Origin of the sequence: Rodentibacter genomosp. 1 (assembly GCF_001999285.1) — a bacterium.
Classification (GTDB): Bacteria; Pseudomonadota; Gammaproteobacteria; order Enterobacterales; family Pasteurellaceae; genus Rodentibacter.
On record NZ_MLHN01000007.1, the window covers coordinates 130,546 to 150,759 of the forward strand.

Genomic DNA, 20,214 nt, shown 5'->3' on the forward strand with positions numbered 1-20,214 from the left:
ATGCTCGCATTTTTTAAAGGATTTTCAGAAAAACGCTCATCCTGGTTATTACTTGCATTTTCAAGTTTAGCCTTAGAATTGACCGCACTTTATTTTCAATACGGTATGGGATTACAGCCCTGCGTCCTTTGTGTGTATGAACGTTTAGCTATGAGTGGTTTATTCCTTGCGGGCATTATTGGTTTTCTTGCGCCTCGTTCACTGATCCTGCGCCTAATCGCCATCGCATTAGGTTTATTTAGTGCGATTAAAGGCTTGATGATCTCTATTCGTCACCTTGATCTCCAAATGAACCCTGCACCTTGGAAACAATGTGAATTTATCCCTAATTTCCCGGAAACCCTCCCATTCCACCAATGGTTACCAAGCATTTTCAACCCAACAGGCTCCTGCGATAACAGCCAATGGTCGCTATTCGGTATCACCATGGTGCAATGGTTAGTATTTATCTTTGCCGTATATGTGCTTGTTCTTGTGGTGATATTAATTGCTCAAGTGAAAAAAAGCAGAAAACAGAGAAGGTTATTCTGCTAAATTTGCATAGTAAAAGTGCGGTCAAAATTGACCGCACTTTTTTATGTCTCTAAACAACATTAATCCCTTTTCACATCACCCAATAAGGCGGCATATTTCACCATATTTGGGCTGGATTCTAAGGCGATTTTTAGTGCCATTGTTAGGGGAACGGAAAGTAGCATTCCCACCGTCCCTAGCAACCATCCCCAAAATAAGAGGGAAAGAAAAACGACTAAAGTGGAAAGCCCGAGGCGTTGCCCCATCATTTTAGGTTCAAGAATATTGCCGATGACCATATTGATCACAATCACACCAACTGTCACACCAAAACCGATACCGAAACCATTCAACAACAGAGCCTGTACGATAATAGGAATAGCGGCAATGATCGAACCGATATTCGGAATGTAATTTAATAAAAAACTTAATGTCGCCCACAAAATCGCATATTGTACACCGCATACTTCCAATAGAATAAACACAGCAATCCCCGTAAGCAGACTGGTGATACTTTTAATTCCAAGGTAGCCAATCACACCTTGCAAAATGCGGTTAATATGGCGTTCCTCCTTTTCTACATCATTCGGTGCAGCGCTTATTACCACCGCAACTTTGTGTTTCATTGTCGGGGCTTCAGAGAGCATAAAAATCACTACAAGCACTAAGACGAACACATTGCTCACCACACCGGAAAAATTGAGCAGGACACGACTCACAAAATTCATAATGATACTTGGGTCGAAATTTTCTTGAATGGTTTCCCGTGAAAAATAAACGGGCAAATTGAAACGTTGTGCCAATGCCATTAGATCATTCACTCGTTCGGAAAGCAAGACTTTATATTGAGGAATAGACTGGGTAAACTCCCGTACGCTGCTATTAATTAGTCCGACTAAAAAGAAGAAAATCAGGGAAATCAAGACAAAGAGTAATACTATCGCAAGCCAATGGGGAATACGGCGGTCAGTCATTGTTTTAACGATAGGTGAACAAATAATCGCAATAAAGAGTGCCAGCAAAAACGGCACAACAATTTCAGCGGCTAATTTGATGCCCGCTAAAATAATAATAACGGCGGCGATCCCCAGTAAAGTGCGGTGTAAATTTAGGTTATTTTCCACTAAATCGCTTCCTCATTTTCTTCACCCGTGCGAATGCGGATCACCCGTTCCACGTCATAAACAAAAATTTTTCCATCACCAATTTTACCGGTTTGGCAGGTTTCGATAATAGTTTCAAGGCACTGTTCCAACAAATCATCAGGCACCACAATTTCCATTTTTACTTTTGGTAAAAAATCCACCATATATTCTGCCCCACGATAAAGTTCCGTATGTCCTTTTTGGCGACCAAAACCACGCACCTCAGTCACAGTCATTCCGGTAATACCAATATCGGAAAGGTTTTCACGTACATCGTCCAGTTTAAATGGGCGAATCATTGCTTCAATTTTTTTCATTTTATTTCTCCAAATTTTCTCGTTTCGCCGATTTTGGGCGGAAACTCTCAATCACATCTGGGTGAGTATCAATATACAAACCATTAATGAGTTGTAAACAATAAGGTACTGCACTAAAAATACCGCTCACAAGCACGTTTCCCTCTTTATCTTTCACACCCTCTAAGGTTTCTTTAATCGCTTTAGGTTGACCCGGTAAATTTAAAATCAAACTTGCTTTACGAATCACGCCCACTTGGCGGGATAAAATTGCCGTAGGTACAAAGTGTAAACTCACTTGGCGCATTTGCTCTCCAAAACCGGGCATTTCACGATCGGCAACCGCTAAGGTTGCATCGGGGGTCACATCACGTTTTGCCGGCCCAGTTCCCCCTGTGGTTAAGACAAGATGACAACCTTGTTCATCGACTAATTCTTTGAGAGTTTGCTCAATAATGCCTTGTTCGTCAGGAATTAATCGGGTTTCCACATAGAAAGGATCGATTAATGCGTTCTCTAACCAAGCCTGTAATTCGGGAATACCTTGATCCTGATAGACGCCTGATGAAGCCCGATCAGATACGGAAACAAGGCCTATTTTTAAAAGTTCGGTCATATTTTTCCTTAAATTTTTGTACTAAATCTCAATGCTTAAAATGGAAATAAAAGTGGAATTAAAAATACACTCACTACCATCACAATCAATGTAAACGGCACACCAATTTTTAAAAAATCACTAAATTTATATCCACCTGGTCCCACGACCATCGTATTCACCGGTGAAGAAACCGGCGTCATAAATGCGGCAGATGCGGCAATTGCCACTACCATGGCAAAGGGGATAGGCGAGACTTGGAGTTGCTGCGCCAATGAAATGGCAATAGGGGCCACTAAAATCGCTGTTGCTGTATTGGAGATGAATAACCCGATCACGGCACAAAAAAGAAATAACATCATCAGCACTAAATGCATTCCCCAATCCCCCACCAACTGCAACATCGTCTCAACCGCCAGTTGAATCCCGCCGGTTTTTTGCAATGCGGTGGCAAAGGGCATCATACCAATAATCAAAATAAGACTTGGCCAATGAATAGAATCATAAGCACTTTTCGCATCAATGCAACGGAAATACCCCAACATTAAACAACCGATAAGTGCGGCAATCACATTGGGTACAAGACCGGACACCATTAACACCACCATCACCAATACGGAAAGCAAGGCTTGTGGTGCTTGGCTCTGTGCCGGTGCAACACGATCCATTTCTTTCGGATAAGTGAGCACAACAAAATCCTTGGTACGGTTACGCATTTGTTGAATCACTTTCCAATCACCAATAACAAGAATTAAGTCACCAAGCTTATAAGGTGTGCCGGAAAAGCTGTCGGAAATTAATTCACCATCCCGCTTAATCCCTACCACATTTAATCCATAACGAGAACGAAATGCCAGTTCTTGTGTGGTTTTATCAATCAATGCCGAGCCCGGTACTAAGGCTAATTCCGCCATTCCAATGGATTTTGCCTGTTCATCAAAAGATTGAGATTTAATCTCTGCCGGTTCTAAATTATGAGTTTGACAAAATTCTGTGAGGTTAAATTCTTGCTGACCAATATCAATCATCAAAATATCTTTTTCATGAATTTCTGAGGTGGCAAGGGGCATCATATAAGTTGGGCGGAAACGTTTCCAACGCTCAATCGCTAACACATTCACCCCATAGTTGGAGCGTAAATGTAATTCATCTAACTTTTTGCCGGCAAAAGGCGAACCGGTACGCACTACAAAACGTTTCGCACGCCCGCGTAAACCATACTCATCAATCAATTCTGCCATTGATCGTTGATTATTTTCTTGGTTATCCGTCGCAATGTTTCCCCCAAGCCAACGGCGGGTTAGCAACATATAGCCGATACCTAACAACAAAATGACAAGCCCAATCGGGGTGAAATCAAAAAATCTTAAACGCGTGCCGGTATCTTTGACTAATTCCGCATTCACCACCAAGTTAGGCGCAGTGGCAATAAGTGTCATCATACCGCTGATCAACCCTGCCACACTCAAGGGCATCATTAAACGTTTTGGGGAAAGATTCATTTGGCGACAAATCATCAATACTACGGGAATAAAAATCGCCACCACGCCGGTGGAACTCATAAACGCCCCTAAGCCCGCCACAGCAAGCATCAGCAATACCAAGACCTTGGTTTCACTATTTCCGGCAAGTTTTAAGATTCCTTCACTCACTTGATAGGCAACGCCGGTACGCACCAATCCTTCGCCAATAATAAACAACAATGCAATCAAAATAATATTCGGATCGCTAAAACCGGCAAAAATTTCGTTAGTGGTTAAAATACCGCTCAAATAAAACGCCAACATCACTAAAAGTGCCACGGCATCCATTCGCACTTTATTTCTCACGAATAAAATCACGGCAACGGCTAACAGTGTGAGCGTCCAGAAAAGCGGGCTAACCCAAAGCGCATTGGTGAATATGGTATTCATCTCCTACCTCTCATGTTTAGCGACTTTCTAATACTTTACGAACCGGAGCAAAACTACGGCGGTGCTGTGGCAATGCCCCTAATTCGGCTAATTTTTCTAGGTGTAACTTCGTTGGATAACCTTTATGTTGGGCAAAAGCATATTCAGGATATTGGCGATCCAAGGCTTCCATTTCTTGATCCCGAGCGACTTTTGCCAAAATAGAGGCAGCACTAATTTCCGCCACCAGACTATCGCCTTTCACGATGGCTTGGGCGGGAATATTGAGATCTTTAGGGATTTTATTACCATCGACCAGTACAAAGTGCGGTTGAATTTTTAAGGATTTTACCGCACGCGTCATAGCGATCAAGGACGCCTGCAAAATATTCAGTTTATCAATTTCTTCTGCTTCTGCACGCCCTAATGACCATGCGATCGCTTTTTGTTTAATTTCTTCTGCTAAGGCAAGGCGTTTTTTCTCAGTGAGTTTTTTTGAATCTGCTAATCCTTCAATGGGATTATTGGGATCTAAAATCACCGCTGCGGTTACGACTGCCCCCACTAAAGGCCCTCGCCCCACTTCATCGACACCGGCAATGAGTTCGTAACCTTGCGGATATTCAAACATTTTGGTCTTCCTCTAATAAATCAATCACGGCTTGGGCCGCCTGTTTATCCGCATCACATTGAATTTGTTGGTGTAAATCGGTGAAACGTTGAATTAAAATGTAGCGATTTTTAACCGCACTTTCTTCATCCGAGAAATAAACTGCCAGTTTTTCGGCAAGTAATGTGGGGTCACAATTTTCTTGAATCATTTCCGGCACGAGCATTTCATTGGCGAGTAAATTTGGTAGGGAAATATAGTCAGTCTTCACTAACCGTTTTGCCAGTGAATAGGTAAGAGGCTTCATTTTATAGCCTACCACCATGGGTGATTTACACAACATCGCCTCAAGTGCCGCCGTGCCGGAAGCCAATAATGTTGCTTGTGCAGCCATTAAGACTTGGCGTGCGTTGCCGTCAATCAGATGCATCGCTAAGTTCGGCGCGACTCGGGCTTTAATGGCTTCAAATTGTTGTCGGCGTTTCTCATTCACTAGGGGAACAAGAAACTGTAAATCAGGAAATTGATCCTTCAACAATAATGCCGTTTTCAAAAAAGGCTCAGCTAAAAATTCGACTTCCGCTCCCCGACTTCCTACCAGTATCGCTAAATAACGTTGCGTCGGATCAATATTGAGAAATTGGCAAGCCTCCGCCCGATTAGGTTTTAGGGGAATTGCATCCGCCATCGTGTGACCGATAAATCGGCAAGGCACATTGAATTTATCATAAAAGGCTTTTTCAAAAGGTAAAAATGCCAGTACTTGATTTGTCGCTTTCGCAATTTTGTGGATTCTATTCTGTCGCCACGCCCATACGGAAGGGCTGACATAATGAATAGTTTTGATGCCGTTGGCTTTGAGCTTCTGCTCAACATCTAAATTAAAATCCGGTGCATCAATACCAATATACACATCAGGCTTTTCACGTAACATGGTTTGAATTACATTTTTACGGATTCTTAGTAGGCGTGGCAGATGTTTAACAATTTCGGCTAAGCCCATAACGGAAAGTTCTTCCATATCCACCAAGGTTTCGCAACCTTCAGCCATCATTTTAGGGCCGGCAATACCGATAAAACGAGCAGTGGGATAGTGGGCTTTAAGCTGTCGAATTAATCCTGCACCGAGAATATCCCCTGAGATTTCTCCCGCCACAAGGGCGATCGTAAGCTTTTCTTTATTCATTGAATTTACCCTAAAAAATAACCGCACTTTTAAGATGAAAGTGCGGTTGATTTAACACTAATTTCTTGGAAATCTCCGTTTCTAAAGGCGGATAAAGGCTCGTGATTAACGAATAATACCGCGTGTTGAGCGTTTGAAAAAATCGGTGAAAAAACTAATTGCGGAATCTGTTTCAGCGATTTGTTCAATTTCCGGAATGATTTCTTCAAGGGTTTTGCCACTACGATAAATCATTTTATACACATTACGAATGGTGTGCATTGTCGGTTTATCAAACCCACGGCGTTTTAACCCTTCCAGATTTACCCCAAACGGACGAGCCCGATCACCTTGCGCCATTACATAAGGCGGCACATCTTGGCTAACCATTGAGCCCCCCCCTAACATGACATGCGCTCCAACAATCACAAATTGATGAATGGCGGACATTCCCCCCACAATCACAAAATCATCTAGCTCAACGTGACCGGCAAGGGTGGCATTATTGGCTAAGATACAATTATTTTTAATTTGGCAATCGTGCGCCACATGGACGTTAATCATCAGAAGATTATTATTACCGATACGGGTTACTCCCCCACCTTGGATGGTACCACGATGAATGGTCACATGTTCGCGAATTCTATTGGCATTACCCACAATAGTTTTCGTCGCTTCGCCTTTGTATTTTAAATCTTGGTTGACTTCGCCAATTGTTGCAAATTGATAAATTTCGTTATCCTCACCAATCACCGTATCACCACGAACAACCACATGTGATTTCAATACTGTTCTCGCCTTAATTTCGACAGAACCTTCAACAATACAGAAAGGACCAATGACCACATCCTCACCAATGATTGCCCCTTCTTCAACTAATGCTGTCGGGTGGATTTTTGCACTTGAGTGAATCATAGTTATTTCCTTAATTAGCGACGTGCGCACATTAATTTCGCTTCACAAGCGACTTCACCATTTACCGTTGCGATACCGGTGAAAGCGGTAATTCCACGGCGTTCTTTGATAACTTGAACATTTAATTCCATTTGATCACCGGGTAACACAGGACGTTTAAAGCGCGCTTCGTCAATCCCCGCAAAATAGAATAATTCTCCGCCTTTTAATTCGTGGGTTTTAAATGCCAGAATCCCCATGGCTTGCGCAAGCGCCTCCAAAATTAACACGCCCGGTAAAATAGGCTCACCTGGGAAATGTCCGGTAAAGCAAGGTTCATTAACACTGATATTTTTGATAGCTTTTAACCATTCACCTTCTTTGAAATCCAACACGCGATCCACTAATAAAAATGGGTAGCGGTGTGGTAATAAAGTCATAATTTCTTTTGCTTCAATTACTCTGCCTGACTGAATTTCTGACACGTTCAAAATCCCTTATAAAAAATGTAAGATGGGCGAAATTATACGGTATTTTAGTGATGATTACAAAAATCAATAGGGATAAAAAAAGCCGACACAAAGTCGGCTAAATAACAAGATTTTTAGAGTGTTTTAACCATTAGGCTAAAACCGAATAATACTAAAAAAAAAAAACAGTCCGTCAACTGTTTTTTTAATCTTTTTATGACATTATATTTTTTCATTGAGTTTTTTTTCGACTAATTTCAACCGTTTATTCATTCCATCAATCCCTAAAGTCAGTGTCGCTGTTTTACGCCACTCTTTATTGGTTTGTAATGGAATGCCGGAAGAATAAACCCCCGGTTCGGTAATTGGTCGCATGACCATTCCCATACCGGTAATCGTCACTTTGTCACAGATTTCCATATGGCCGTTAATCACACTCGCCCCACCAATTAAACAGTAACGTCCCACTGTCAGGCTACCCGCCATAATCACACCGCCTGCGACTGCCGTACCAGTGCCAATATGAACGTTGTGGGCAATTTGACAAAGATTATCAATAATGACGTTGTCCTCAATCACCGTGGCATCCAGTGCACCTCTATCAATGCAAGTGCAAGCACCAATTTCAACATTGTTACCAATGATGACTTGTCCCACTTGTGGAATTTTAATCCAACGACCACGATCATTGGCATAACCAAAACCATCGCTCCCAATCACAGCACCGGATTGAATTAAACAATTCTCGCCAATTAAAACATCATGATAGACCGAAACATTCGCCCAAAGCTGTGTACCCGAGCCAATTTTTGTGTGTTTTCCCACAAAACAATTCGCCCCAATCACCACGTTATCGCCTAGTACTACGCCTTCTTCAATGACAGCATTTGCGCCAATTGATACATTTTCACCTAAAGAAACATCATCAAAAATGACCGCACTTGGCGCAATGCCTTGTGCCGCTTTCGGTGTGGTATCCATATACTGAGCTAAAATCGCATAAGCCACATAAGTATCTTTGACAATCAGTAAATTACTTTCAGCGGCACAAAATTCCACATCTTCTTCAGACACGACGAGAATGCCAGCCTGAGAATCTTTTAATAGCGGACGAAATTTCGCATTAGAAATAAAAGTAAGTTGATGGGATTGAGCTTTATCGAGAGGGGCAATATTCGTTATAACGACATCGGCGTTACCGCGAACGGTAGCGCCGATTTGATTCGCCAATTCTTTTAAAGAATAGGATTTTTGCATAGTTAGAACCTATTATTTTTTCTCTTCCGCTTTAGCTGGTACTGCTTTTTCAGTTGCCGGAATCGATTTGAGCACTTCCTCAGTAATATCTTTGCCCTCTACTGCAAACACGACAGAGTTAGCATCAATCACATAGGTGTAACCTTTTGCTTTTGCTAAGTTGTTGGTTGCCACTTGGATACTTTCTAATAATTTTGCACGCGCTTCCGCTTGACGTTTATCACTTTCTTCTTGGAATGCCGCAACTTTTTTATCTTGTTCTTGCATCAACTTAGTCAATGCCGCTTCTTCATTCGCACCAAATTTATTGATTTCTTCTTCACGTTTTTGGATTTCAGTTTGGCGTAAACGTGGTGCATCTTTTTGTAATGCCGCAACTTTTGCTTCTACTTTTTTCCGTGACGCAGCAATTTTGTCGTCAATTTCTTTTTTACTTGCTGCAAGCTTATCCGCTGTCGGTTTTAATTCCGCATCTAATTTATCTGCGATAGCTTGGCGATCCGGGTGGTTTTGGAATAAATATCCTGCATTGATAAACGCAATATTTTCATCTGCAACGGCAAAACCTGATGCAAGCGCAATACCTACTGAAAGTGCGGTCACTTTTAAAACATTTTTCATTGAAATTTCCTTGTTAAACTAAATTGTTAATCGGGCTTGCATAGCACGCATTGTTTACTATGCAAGTGTTCGTTTTGACTAAGTAATAAGTAAAAAGTTCGATTAAAAAGAACCTCCAATACTAAATTGGAACTGTTCTACATCATCATTCTCATATTTTTTGATCGGTTTAGCGTAAGAGAATACCAATGGCCCGATTGGTGATTGCCATTGAAATCCGATACCTGCGGAAGCACGAATACGGCTTGGATCACTATAATCCGGCAAATTAGGGAACATCGCTTTATCCTGTGCCGTCCATTTGGTACTCCAAACGCTTGCTGCATCAACAAACAATGAGGTTCTTACCGAGTTTTGGCTCTTATCTGAAACAAATGGTGTCGGGAAAATTAATTCCGCACTTGCAGTTGCAATGGCATTACCTCCGATAATATCGGTGCTACCATTGGCATTATACCCTTCCTGACCATTCTGGTCTTTTACCCAATAAATCGCGTTCGGACCTACCGCACCATAAGCAAAGCCACGTAATGATCCAATCCCCCCTGCAGTATAGTTTTGGTAGAACGGTAAACGTTTACCGCCAAAACCATTTGCGTAGCCTAGTCCTGCTTTACCGGAAATAACCCAGTGATGCGCACGATCAAGAGGATAATAGCCTTGAATATCAGCATTTAATTTATAATATTTGTTATCAGAACCCGGAATCGTTACACGACCGCCAATACTTGCTTTTATCCCTTTAGTCGGAAAGTAACCACGGTTTAAACTGTTATAGTTCCAACCAAACGAAAAATCAAAATCGTGAGATTTTACTGAAAGAGAATCAGAACGTTCAGGATCTAAATTCATTGATTTTAAATATAAATCACGGTTATATTCCCGAGAAAAGTTGCTGATTTTATTGTAAGTGTAACCCAATCCGATATAGTATGAATTATTTTCATTCACCGGGAACCCAAGAGTTACATTGCCACCATAAGTCGTACGCTTATAATTTGATGCGGTATCACTATTGGAGTTATCGTAAGTTTCATAGAATACATTTCCGCCTAAACTTACCCCATCTTTTGTGAAATAAGGCTCGGTATAACCCAAATTAATTGTTGTTCCATAGTCATTACGAGATCCCCCCAAGCTCACTGCGGCACCGGTTCCTAAAAAGTTATCTTGTTTTACACTAGCTTGATAACTAATGCCACTTTCCGTTCCATAGCCCACGCCAAAGTTGATACTACCGGTGTTACGCTCCTTCACTTTGTAAACAACATTTACTTCATCATTTGTACCTTCAACCGGATCAATTCGACTTTCAACGGTTTCAAAGAACCCCGTTCTATCCAAACGAATTTTCCCTAACTCGACTAATTGGGCATTGTACCAAGAACCTTCCTGCTGACGCATTTCCTGACGTAGCGTGCTATCGGCTGAAACGGTGTTACCTTCAAATTGAACTTGACGAACAGATAAACGGCGACCAGCATCAACAACAAAAGTCAATGCAACAGTCTTATTTTCATCATCAAATGTTGGAGCGGCATTAACTGTTGCGCTACCGTAACCACGTTCACCTAATTTGGATCGAATCGCATTTTCAACATCAATCACATCTGCACGACTAAAGGTGTCGTTCAAATGTAAACTATTTAATAGCGGCTGTAACTCCTCCGCCATTCCCCCCAGATTCCCCACAATACGGGCGCTTCCTAAATCATATTTTTCACCTTCATTCACATCAATGGTCACTTCCGCTTTGGTTTGCTCATCATTTAACTGAACATCCGTATGGGTAATCTGTGCTTTGGCATAACCGTTGTTTTGATAGTATTCTTGAATAGATTGCAAATCTTTATCAAACTGTGTCGCATCAAATTTGTTTCCCCAAAGTTTCCACCACGCATCCGGTTGCAATTCCATTTGGTCTTGTAATGTGCTACTTAAAATGGCTTGGTTACCATTAAAGGTAATCGACTTTAATTTTGCCGTATCGTCTTCATCAATTTGAAGCGTAACTTCTGCACGGTTGTTTGGGAGTGTGTTCACAATCGCTTCAACTTTCGCATTATAACGCCCCACACTTTTATAGTGTTCTTTAACGCCTTTCACAAACTCATCAAGTTTAGCTCGATTCAAAATATCGCCTGATTTAAAACCGTTTACGTCTAGGTTTTGTTTCAAGGCTTCCGTTGGAATCAACGAGTTACCTTTAATCTGCACCTCTGAAATAATTGGCTTTGCAATGACACTCACTACAAGAGCATTACCATCTTGGTAAGCCTTTACATCATCAAAGCGACCACTGACAAACAAAGAACGAACGATATTCGCCACATCATTGTCAGTCACACGTTGTCCAGAACGAACAGGTAGGCTTGTAAGAATTTGTTGTTCCAACTCACCTTGAACCCCATCTACACGAATTTCTTTTGCCACAAAAGGGGCGGCAAAAATGCTTGTTGTCGTCCCGAATAATAAACTTGCGATTAGAAGTTTTTTCATCGACAGTACCCTATCTACTATGTCACTATAAAATCTATAAACGTAAGAAATCATTGAAAAGTGCAAAAGCCATCAAAGCGAATAGCAATGCTGCACCAATGCGATAACTTAAATTTTGTACCCTTTCGGAAACCGGTTTCCCTTTTATTCCTTCCGCTGCTAAGAAAACAAGATGTCCCCCATCTAAGACAGGCAACGGAAATAAATTCATAATACCTAAATTTACGCTGATTAACGCCATAAAGCTCAAGAAATAAACCACGCCAATACTTGATGAAGCACCGGCACCTTTTGCAATGGAAATAGGACCACTTAAATTATTCAAAGCAAGATCACCGGTAAACAACTTACCAATGACTTTAATGGTTAACCAAGATAATTGCACGGTTTTTTCTACACTTTTAGAGAGGGAATCAAGAATACCATATTTCAATTCCGTTCGATACTGCTCCCCCACATTTAAAAAAGTAGGACTAACCCCCACAAACCAACGGTTTTCTTTATTTTTTTCTGGTTGTATCGTTTTGTCAAAAACATTGCCATCACGTTCAATTTTCAAAGAAATGGGCTGCCCTTGTTCGACCAGTTTTACAAAATCTTGCCATAAAAGTGCGGTCAAATTTTCACTTAAAATTTTATCCCCCACCTTCAGCCCTGCTTTTTGAGCCGGAGAATTTTCCACGACCTTAGATAAGGTCATTTCTACTTTAGTACGGACAGGAACCATTCCTAATGATTCGAAAGCGCTTTCTTTTTCCGGCTCAAATGTCCAACCGGATAAATCTAATTGTTTGTCATAGGTCACATTGGAGCCGAAAGGTGAAAGGGTCATCTCTACTTGCGTATCCCCTAATTTTGTGGCTAACAGCATATTAATGGTTTCCCAATCATCCGCATTTTTTCCATCAATCGCCACTATTTGCGAATGAGGTTCAATATGTGCTTGTGCCGCAATAGAATTTGGCGTTATCTGTTCAATCACGGGTTTTATACTTGGGATTCCCACAGAATAAATGATCCAATATGCCACAATTGCAAAAAGAAAATTTGCTAATGGTCCGGCGGCAATAATAAATGCACGTTGTAATACAGACTTTTGATCAAAAGCTTGAGGTTTTAATAATGGGGAAACACTTTCCGCTCGGCTATCTAACATCTTCACGTAGCCACCTAAAGGAATCATTGACAAGGCAAATTCTGTACCTTGTTTATCTTTACGTTGCCAAATCACCTTACCGAAACCAATAGAAAAACGATGGACTTTTACACCGCACTTTCGTGCAGCCCAAAAATGCCCATATTCATGAACCGCCACCAATACGGAAATCGCAATAAGAAAAGAACCGAGAGACCACAAAAATGACATGAAGAGCCCTTACAATACAAAGAAATAGAAGTAAGTAAAGAAAGGAACAGCAGCCGTTAAACTATCAATACGATCTAAAACGCCACCATGCCCGGGAATAAGCTGACTACTATCTTTAATCCCAGCTTCTCGCTTGAACATACTTTCTGTTAAATCACCTAAAATTGAAATTGCGACTGTTGCAACAGAAAGTGAAATAAATCCCATCATTTCTCGGTTTCCAAGCAGGGTTTCACGAGATAAGTAAATAAATGCACACGCAAGAATTACAGCGGTGATTAATCCACCAACAACCCCCTCCCAAGTTTTTCCCGGTGAAACATTAGGCGCCAATTTATGTTTTCCAAAAGCTCGACCAGCAAAATAAGCGCCAGAGTCTGCAGCCCACACAAGTACAAAAACATAGAGTAACAAGAATAAACCTTGATAGGGAGCTTGCGTATAGTTTTCCAAGCGTAAACGTAATACCGCAGCAATAAAAGGAATTAATATCGAAAAAGCAAATAATAACTGAAGTGGCTTATTTTTCCCCCAGTATTTCGCCGATAGAGGATAGGTAACAACCAGCAATAATGCGAGCATCCACCACCCAATAGAATTAATCAACAAAAGAGGAAGATAGCTTTCAAAAACACGTCCTGCATTTAAATAATCTCCCTCGGTAAAAAGCCATAAAAAAATAAATGCCCCGAGAAATGCCGCAATGCATAAACGGGCGAGAGGTTGTTTAAAGCGGGAAAATTGTGTCCACTCCCACACGCCCAATGTTGCCACCAACCCCAAAGCCAACGCAAAATAAAAAGGGGTAAATAAAAACAAGGCACACAACACCAGCATAATAAGCACAATCGCCGATAATACACGTTCTTTAAGCATAATTTCTCCGCTTATTCTGTCCCACCAAAACGGCGGTGACGTTGTTGATAACTTGCAATGGCTTGATTAAAATCCTTTTCTCCAAAATCAGGCCATAAAACATCTAAAAAACATAACTCCGCATAAGCAATTTGCCAAAGTAAGAAATTGCTCACACGTTGTTCACCACTAGTGCGAATTAATAGATCGACTTGAGGTTGATTTTGTGTAGCCAAATGCAATTGAAAACATTGCTCGGTAATCTCTTCAGGATTTATTTCATTTTTTTTAACTTTATCAGCAATTTGTCTGGCGGCTTGAACAATATCCCAACAGCCACCATAGTTTGCTGCAATGTTCAAAGTCAATGCCGTATTTTTTTCCGTTAAATGCTCCGCTTTGACAATTTTCTCTTGTAATCTTTCACTAAAACGTGAAGTATCACCAATAATTTTGAGTCGAACATCATTTTTATGCAGCTTTTTTACTTCACGATCAAGGGCTTGTATAAAAAGCGTCATCAAGGCATTCACTTCCTGCGCGGGGCGATTCCAATTTTCACTGCTAAAAGCATAAAGCGTTAACACTTTAACACCAATTTGGCGGGCATAGCTTACCGCTCGACGAACCGCCGCCACGCCATGAGTATGTCCAAAAATACGCAATTTATTTTGTTGTTTTGCCCAACGTCCGTTGCCATCCATAATAATAGCAATATGCTCGGGGATATTATTCTTATCAAGTTCTATCATAAAAAATAAGATTATTTTTGACCGCTCTTTTAACGATGCGCAATTAATGATTCTGCAAGAGTGCGAGCTTCCGCATCCACCGCCAGCACATCATCAATGGATGAAATCGTTGTATGGGACATTTTTAAAACCGATTCTTGGTTAATTCGTGCAATATCGGTAAAAGAAATACGACCGTCTAAAAAAGCTTGAACTGCCATTTCATTTGCCGCATTCATTGTTGTTGTGGCATATTGCCCTTCAGCAAAAGCCTCCATTGCCAGTTTTAAATTCGGATAACGATGATAATCCGGTTCAATAAACGTCAGTTCTTTGATTTTAAAGAAGTCTAAAGGTTCAACGCCGGCGAAAGTACGATGAGGATATGCCATTGTTTGAGCAATTGGCGTACGCATATCCGGATTACCCATTTGAGCAATCACTGAACCATCCGCATAGCGTACCATAGAATGAATGATTGATTGAGGATGAATAACCACTTCCATTTCATCAGCGCAAGCGTTAAATAACCATCGAGCCTCAATATATTCCAAACCTTTATTCATCATCGTGGCTGAATCTACGGAAATTTTTTTCCCCATCGACCAATTAGGATGCGCCACCGCTTGCGCTGGTGTAATGCGATCAAAGTCCTGTAAAGGAGTATAACGAAAAGGCCCACCGGATCCTGTTAAGACTATTTTATTAATACCTAATTCATCTAATGGGCAGAAACCGATTTTTTGTTGGGCTTCGGGTGGCAGTGATTGGAAAATCGCATTATGCTCACTATCTACCGGTAACAAAATAGCGTTATTCTGTTTCACCGCTTCAATGAAAATCTGTCCGCAAGTGACTAACGCCTCTTTATTTGCCAACAATACCCGTTTGCTGGCCTTCACGGCAGAGAGCGTCGGCAACAAACCTGCAGCACCGACAATGGCTGCCATCACTTGATCCGCCTCAGGATGTGCCGCTAATTCACAAATGGCACGCTGTCCGGCTAACACCGTTGTTGTGATATTATGCTCAAGGAGTTTACTACGTAGGCTATTCGCTGCCTCAACATCATCAAGAGCGGCAAAGTGCGGTTGAAATTTCACACATTTTTCAAACATCGCCTCTACATTTTTCCCCCCAACAAGAGCGAAGGCACAATACCTTTCAGGATTATTCTCAATCACTGATAGGGTGCTTTGTCCAATCGATCCCGTTGCACCAAGAATCACGATATTCTGTTTTTTCATAAAATATTGACCGCACTTTGTGAATAAAATAATAGAACAAGGGCAGACACCATGGTCTGCCCCAATCATCGGTTCAGAAGACTAGAAATCCATCAATTCTTTTTCTTTATCTGCCAACACTTCATCAACTTTTTTGATGAATTGGTCAGTTAATTTTTGGATAATCTCTTCTGCCTTATGTTGATCGTTCTCACTAATCTCTTTATCTTTTAACAACGCTTTGATTTTGTCATTCGCATCACGACGCACATTGCGAATTGCGATTTTACCCTGCTCGCCTTCGCCTTTCACAATCTTAATTAGATCACGACGGCGTTCTTCCGTTAACGGTGGCAAGGGTACGCGAATCGTGGTACCAGCTGAAGAAGGATTTAAACCTAAATCGGAAGTCAAAATCGCTTTTTCTACCGCACTGATTAATGAACGATCGAATACAGTCACAGCTAAAGTACGTGCATCCTCTGCTACAACATTAGCTAATTGACGAAGTGGTGTCGCCGCACCATAGTATTCCACTTGAATCGAATCCAATAAACTTGGTTGCGCACGACCGGTACGAATTTTTGCGATATGTCCTTTTAATGCTTCAAGGCTCTTTTCCATACGCTGTTCAGCGTCTTGTTTAATCTCATTAATCATTGAATTATCCTTTTATACGTAGCCCAAAATAAAACGGGGTGATTTTACTGGATTTTTTACGGTTTTTGAATTGTTTTATGTTTTTTGAATTTAACGGTATTCAAAAAAGATTAGCCCTTTTGAAAGTACAAGCAACAAATAAGAAAAATGCCACCATAAACAGGGTGGCACGGCAATCAAATAATTCTTGAGAATTGCTGACGTTTTGCCATAGCACGAGAATAAGTATCAAAACATAAGCAAATATTCCGAATGAATAAACGACCTTTGGGCGAAACGATTAGCCCTTGTTCGCTTTGACTGATTAAAGCATCATCAATCAATGGCCTTAATAGCGCCAGATCTTCAGCAAAGTGTTCGGTAAATTTAATATTGTATTGTTTTTCAACAGATAAAAAATCTAATTTAAAATTACAAATAAGTTGTTTAATCACATCACGACGTAAGCAATCTTCTTTACTCAGCCTCAACCCTTTATGTAGTGCATGGCCTTTCTCTTCAACCAAAGCATAGTAAGTTTTAAGGTCTTTCTCATTTTGGGCATAACTATCGCCTAACAAGCTAATAGAAGATACGCCTAGTCCGAGAAGATCACAATCCTCTTGTGTTGTATAGCCTTGGAAATTACGATGCAACACGCCTTGTTCCTGAGCAATAGACAATTCATCGTAGGGTTTAGCAAAATGATCCATACCAATAAATTTATAGCCTGCTTGCCCTAAGGTTTCGATCGTTTTCTGTAAAATCGTCAGTTTAGTTTCCGGAGCTGGTAATTGTTCTTCTTTAATTTTGGCTTGTCCCGGAACACGACTCGGCAAATGTGCATAGTTAAAGATACTCAAACGATCAGGATTTAATGCAATCACTTTTTCTAATGTAAACATAAAGCTTTCTACCGTTTGCAATGGCAAACCGTAAATCAAATCAAGATTTGTGGATTGAAAGCCCAACGCTTCCGCACGTTTCAATAAAGATGCAATAAATGCCTCATCTTGTTCACGATTCACAATTTTTTGCACATCTTTATTAAAATCCTGAACCCCCATACTCATCCGATTAAAGCCAATTTCACGCAGGTGATCAAGCATAGAAAGCTCAATTTTGCGAGGATCAATCTCAATAGAAATTTCTGCATTCTCTGTAATCGTAAAATGAGATTTCAGCATTGCCATTAAACGTGCAGATTGGGCTTCGTTCAAATAAGTCGGCGTCCCTCCCCCCCAATGAATTTGGGTAACCTTTCTTCCTTTAAATAATTGAGCTCGGGAGAGAATTTCTTTTTCAAGATAATCAAGATAAATATCGGCTTTATGTTGATGGCGCGTAATCACCTTATTACAAGCACAAAAATAACAAAGCTGATGACAAAACGGAATATGCACATAAAGCGAAAGTGGGCGATTAGGATAACGTTCTGCTGCTTGAATAAAATCTTGGTTAGTGTAGTTTTCGTGAAATTCTAATGCCGTCGGATAAGAAGTATAGCGAGGCCCCGATTGATTATATTTCTGTATAAGTTCCTTATCCCAAATCATCTCTGACATTAAACGTCTCCTAATTTTTTTATATCATCAAGTAACTGATGTAGTTCTTCTACAATATCCTGCTCAAACTTGGCTTCTGCACTTTCCCGTTCAAGATCAAGACGTCTCCGTTCTTTTTTTTCAAGTGTTTTTCGTGCATCATGGGTGGGCATATCCCTCACAATATTGTAAAGTTCACTCATTGCAGGGTAAGGTTGAAGATTTTTTCCAAAAGGCATTAATAGCATCGTAAGACGAATAACCCCCTCAGAATGATTACATTCTTTCTGCTGCATCGCCTTGGCTATAATTTCAAGGCTCTCTTTTAAACGAGTGACTCTTTCCATTTTAGCTTTAGCCAACTCTTGTTGCTGGTGTTTTACCTGTTTTAACAAACGAAATGCATACCACGATAAAACAGCAATGATAGCGAATGCAAATAAACCTAAAATCATCGTCCAAATCATCTTTTACTTAAACCGATTAATATCCATTTGCTCAAAAGTGCGGTATAAATTCTCCTCACTTTCGTCCTCATCTTCAATGCCGAGTTCTTCCATCAATTCCGCAATGCGATCCAAACACTCATCCACAAATTGCTGATCCGCTTTGCTAATGGTTTTGCCTTCATCCAGAGCATCTAATAATTCGTTAAAAATCTCATTATTTTCAAGATTTTCCAACTCTTGCATTGGATCGAGCTTTTTCACCGGTTTCACTGCTGGAATAAGCTGACCTTTTTCCGGTTTATTCACAAATTCCACAATAAGAGGAATTTTCTTTTTGCTACCAATTTTTGGATCTTTAACTTGTTGTTGCGGTTTATTACTATTCTCTTCCGCAACACTATGACGTGAACCTGCGGCTAAGCCTTTATGCTTACGTTTTTTCTTGTCCTCACGTGCTTTGGCATCCAATTCATAGCGGGTTAATTTCTTTCCTGTACGTTTTGGCATGTCTGGTTTCTTGTCCGCTTTACGAACAGGCATCACATCAGTTATTCGGCGAGTTTTTTTCTTACGGGCCATTCAAATATCTATCCTTCTAATAAAATTTGCTGGATTGTATCACTTAGGAAAGTTTTTCTCATTAAGAAATGAGGTTTTATACCTATCTTTCAACCTATTCTAGCAATAGTGAGATAGTTTCCCTTATAAAAACAAAATCCCTTTTGAAGGTTAATTCAAAGGGGAAATAACTCACAAACATATTTCATTAAGCTATATTAGGGTGGCTACAATATTTTGTAGCAAAAGAATAAAAGTTCTTTTCTTTACCATTGATAGTAATCTTTTTGATTTCATCGACTAATTTTGGATCACCGCTATTTAATCGTTCATCAAAGTAAGGGATATTTAAAATATGTTTCGAAAAAGAATAGATATTAAATATATTGGTACTATAAAAATCATTTAACGTCGCAGATTTGAGCAAGATATCTGTGATATCATTATTTTTCGGAAATTGTTGAAATAATTTATTCAGGAATTTTTCTTGTAACACATAATTTTCCGATATTTCCCATTTTGCTAAATAAATATTCACTTCTTCAATCGTAGGATTTTTTAAATCAGTCATATTTAACACTCGTTGTCTATCAAAATAATTTTTATCAAAGGGTATTGCTTTTCTCTGCAAAAGAAAAGCAGGACTATTGTACAATAGTGCAACAATTACGATTTTAGGATAGGCTAAGGTTAAAAAGTGCGGTCAATTCTTAAAGGCTTTTTGAGAGAAAGGTACCCCAATCCATAAAAACACTGAAAATATTGACCGCTCTTTTTTATAGTTTGGATTATGCTTTTTTGAAAGGTGAGAAAATAGAATAGTTTACCAATTTCCTCAGTTGCGTTGCTTGTCCATAAATAAACAAGAACACCTAAAGCAAAATCAAGA

The 20,214-nt window shown here is 40.3% G+C and carries 21 protein-coding genes and 1 pseudogene; 1 reads left to right on the forward strand and 21 read right to left on the reverse strand.

The window, feature by feature from the left end; translation table 11 throughout:
• Nucleotides 1-534, forward strand: a complete 534-nt coding sequence (dsbB, locus tag BKK54_RS03985) for a disulfide bond formation protein DsbB (RefSeq protein ID WP_077541711.1) — start codon at nucleotides 1-3, stop codon at nucleotides 532-534.
• A 59-nt stretch (nucleotides 535-593) separates the two neighbouring features.
• Here the strand turns inward: dsbB and BKK54_RS03990 are convergent, their stop codons facing one another.
• The 21 genes and pseudogenes from BKK54_RS03990 to BKK54_RS11915 form a co-directional block, all read right to left on the reverse strand.
• Nucleotides 594-1,637 (reverse strand): AI-2E family transporter, encoded by a 1,044-nt coding sequence (locus BKK54_RS03990; protein WP_077541713.1) that lies wholly within the window; start codon nucleotides 1,635-1,637, stop codon nucleotides 594-596.
• Complete coding sequence (glnB, locus tag BKK54_RS03995) at nucleotides 1,637-1,975, reverse strand: nitrogen regulatory protein P-II (protein ID WP_077493478.1); 339 nt, start codon at nucleotides 1,973-1,975, stop codon at nucleotides 1,637-1,639. Before glnB ends, BKK54_RS03990 begins: the two co-directional genes overlap by 1 nt.
• Before the next feature lies 1 nt (nucleotide 1,976).
• On the reverse strand, nucleotides 1,977-2,570 hold the full coding sequence (mog, locus tag BKK54_RS04000) for a molybdopterin adenylyltransferase (RefSeq protein ID WP_077541715.1): 594 nt from the start codon (nucleotides 2,568-2,570) through the stop codon (nucleotides 1,977-1,979).
• Nucleotides 2,571-2,605: 35 nt separating this feature from the next.
• Nucleotides 2,606-4,462 carry an SLC13 family permease gene (locus BKK54_RS04005; RefSeq protein WP_077541717.1) on the reverse strand — a complete coding sequence of 619 codons (1,857 nt, stop codon included), beginning with the start codon at nucleotides 4,460-4,462 and terminating at the stop codon, nucleotides 2,606-2,608.
• Nucleotides 4,463-4,478: 16 nt separating this feature from the next.
• The gene (gene rnhB, locus BKK54_RS04010) at nucleotides 4,479-5,072 is read right to left on the reverse strand and encodes a ribonuclease HII (RefSeq protein ID WP_077541719.1); all 594 of its coding nucleotides are present in this window, start codon (nucleotides 5,070-5,072) and stop codon (nucleotides 4,479-4,481) included.
• Nucleotides 5,065-6,237 (reverse strand): lipid-A-disaccharide synthase, encoded by a 1,173-nt coding sequence (gene lpxB, locus BKK54_RS04015; protein ID WP_077541721.1) that lies wholly within the window; start codon nucleotides 6,235-6,237, stop codon nucleotides 5,065-5,067. Before lpxB ends, rnhB begins: the two co-directional genes overlap by 8 nt.
• A 105-nt stretch (nucleotides 6,238-6,342) precedes the next feature.
• The gene (lpxA, locus tag BKK54_RS04020; protein ID WP_077541723.1) at nucleotides 6,343-7,131 is read right to left on the reverse strand and encodes an acyl-ACP--UDP-N-acetylglucosamine O-acyltransferase; all 789 of its coding nucleotides are present in this window, start codon (nucleotides 7,129-7,131) and stop codon (nucleotides 6,343-6,345) included.
• A gap of 14 nt (nucleotides 7,132-7,145) precedes the next feature.
• Nucleotides 7,146-7,595, reverse strand: coding sequence for a 3-hydroxyacyl-ACP dehydratase FabZ (fabZ, locus tag BKK54_RS04025; protein WP_077541725.1), 450 nt, complete (start codon nucleotides 7,593-7,595; stop codon nucleotides 7,146-7,148).
• Nucleotides 7,596-7,802: 207 nt separating this feature from the next.
• The gene (gene lpxD / locus BKK54_RS04030) at nucleotides 7,803-8,837 is read right to left on the reverse strand and encodes a UDP-3-O-(3-hydroxymyristoyl)glucosamine N-acyltransferase (RefSeq protein ID WP_077541727.1); all 1,035 of its coding nucleotides are present in this window, start codon (nucleotides 8,835-8,837) and stop codon (nucleotides 7,803-7,805) included.
• A gap of 12 nt (nucleotides 8,838-8,849) precedes the next feature.
• Complete coding sequence (locus tag BKK54_RS04035) at nucleotides 8,850-9,458, reverse strand: OmpH family outer membrane protein (RefSeq protein ID WP_077541729.1); 609 nt, start codon at nucleotides 9,456-9,458, stop codon at nucleotides 8,850-8,852.
• A 102-nt stretch (nucleotides 9,459-9,560) separates the two neighbouring features.
• On the reverse strand, nucleotides 9,561-11,957 hold the full coding sequence (gene bamA / locus BKK54_RS04040; protein ID WP_077541731.1) for an outer membrane protein assembly factor BamA: 2,397 nt from the start codon (nucleotides 11,955-11,957) through the stop codon (nucleotides 9,561-9,563).
• 34 nt (nucleotides 11,958-11,991) lie between these two features.
• Nucleotides 11,992-13,323 carry a sigma E protease regulator RseP gene (gene rseP / locus BKK54_RS04045; RefSeq protein ID WP_077541733.1) on the reverse strand — a complete coding sequence of 444 codons (1,332 nt, stop codon included), beginning with the start codon at nucleotides 13,321-13,323 and terminating at the stop codon, nucleotides 11,992-11,994.
• Nucleotides 13,324-13,332: 9 nt separating this feature from the next.
• A complete protein-coding gene (locus BKK54_RS04050; protein WP_077541735.1) occupies nucleotides 13,333-14,199 on the reverse strand; it encodes a phosphatidate cytidylyltransferase in 867 nt (288 codons plus the stop codon).
• An 11-nt stretch (nucleotides 14,200-14,210) separates the two neighbouring features.
• Entirely contained in the window at nucleotides 14,211-14,930 is a 720-nt protein-coding gene (gene uppS / locus BKK54_RS04055) for a polyprenyl diphosphate synthase (RefSeq protein ID WP_077541737.1), read from the reverse strand.
• 29 nt (nucleotides 14,931-14,959) lie between these two features.
• Nucleotides 14,960-16,156, reverse strand: coding sequence for a 1-deoxy-D-xylulose-5-phosphate reductoisomerase (gene ispC, locus BKK54_RS04060; RefSeq protein ID WP_077541773.1), 1,197 nt, complete (start codon nucleotides 16,154-16,156; stop codon nucleotides 14,960-14,962).
• Nucleotides 16,157-16,237: 81 nt separating this feature from the next.
• Nucleotides 16,238-16,795, reverse strand: a complete 558-nt coding sequence (frr, locus tag BKK54_RS04065; RefSeq protein WP_077541739.1) for a ribosome recycling factor — start codon at nucleotides 16,793-16,795, stop codon at nucleotides 16,238-16,240.
• 176 nt (nucleotides 16,796-16,971) lie between these two features.
• Nucleotides 16,972-18,339, reverse strand: a complete 1,368-nt coding sequence (gene hemN / locus BKK54_RS04070; RefSeq protein ID WP_077541741.1) for an oxygen-independent coproporphyrinogen III oxidase — start codon at nucleotides 18,337-18,339, stop codon at nucleotides 16,972-16,974.
• Nucleotides 18,339-18,785 (reverse strand): DUF2489 domain-containing protein, encoded by a 447-nt coding sequence (locus BKK54_RS04075; protein WP_077541743.1) that lies wholly within the window; start codon nucleotides 18,783-18,785, stop codon nucleotides 18,339-18,341. The genes hemN and BKK54_RS04075 overlap by 1 nt, the downstream gene beginning before the upstream one ends.
• Before the next feature lie 3 nt (nucleotides 18,786-18,788).
• Nucleotides 18,789-19,346: a Der GTPase-activating protein YihI gene (yihI, locus tag BKK54_RS04080; RefSeq protein ID WP_077541745.1), complete on the reverse strand. Its 558-nt coding sequence runs from the start codon at nucleotides 19,344-19,346 to the stop codon at nucleotides 18,789-18,791.
• 187 nt (nucleotides 19,347-19,533) lie between these two features.
• Nucleotides 19,534-19,731 (reverse strand): annotated as a pseudogene (locus BKK54_RS11995) (hypothetical protein); the annotation flags it as partial.
• A gap of 284 nt (nucleotides 19,732-20,015) precedes the next feature.
• Nucleotides 20,016-20,214: hypothetical protein (locus BKK54_RS11915; RefSeq protein ID WP_208605814.1), on the reverse strand; the 199-nt coding region annotated here is incomplete at its 5' end.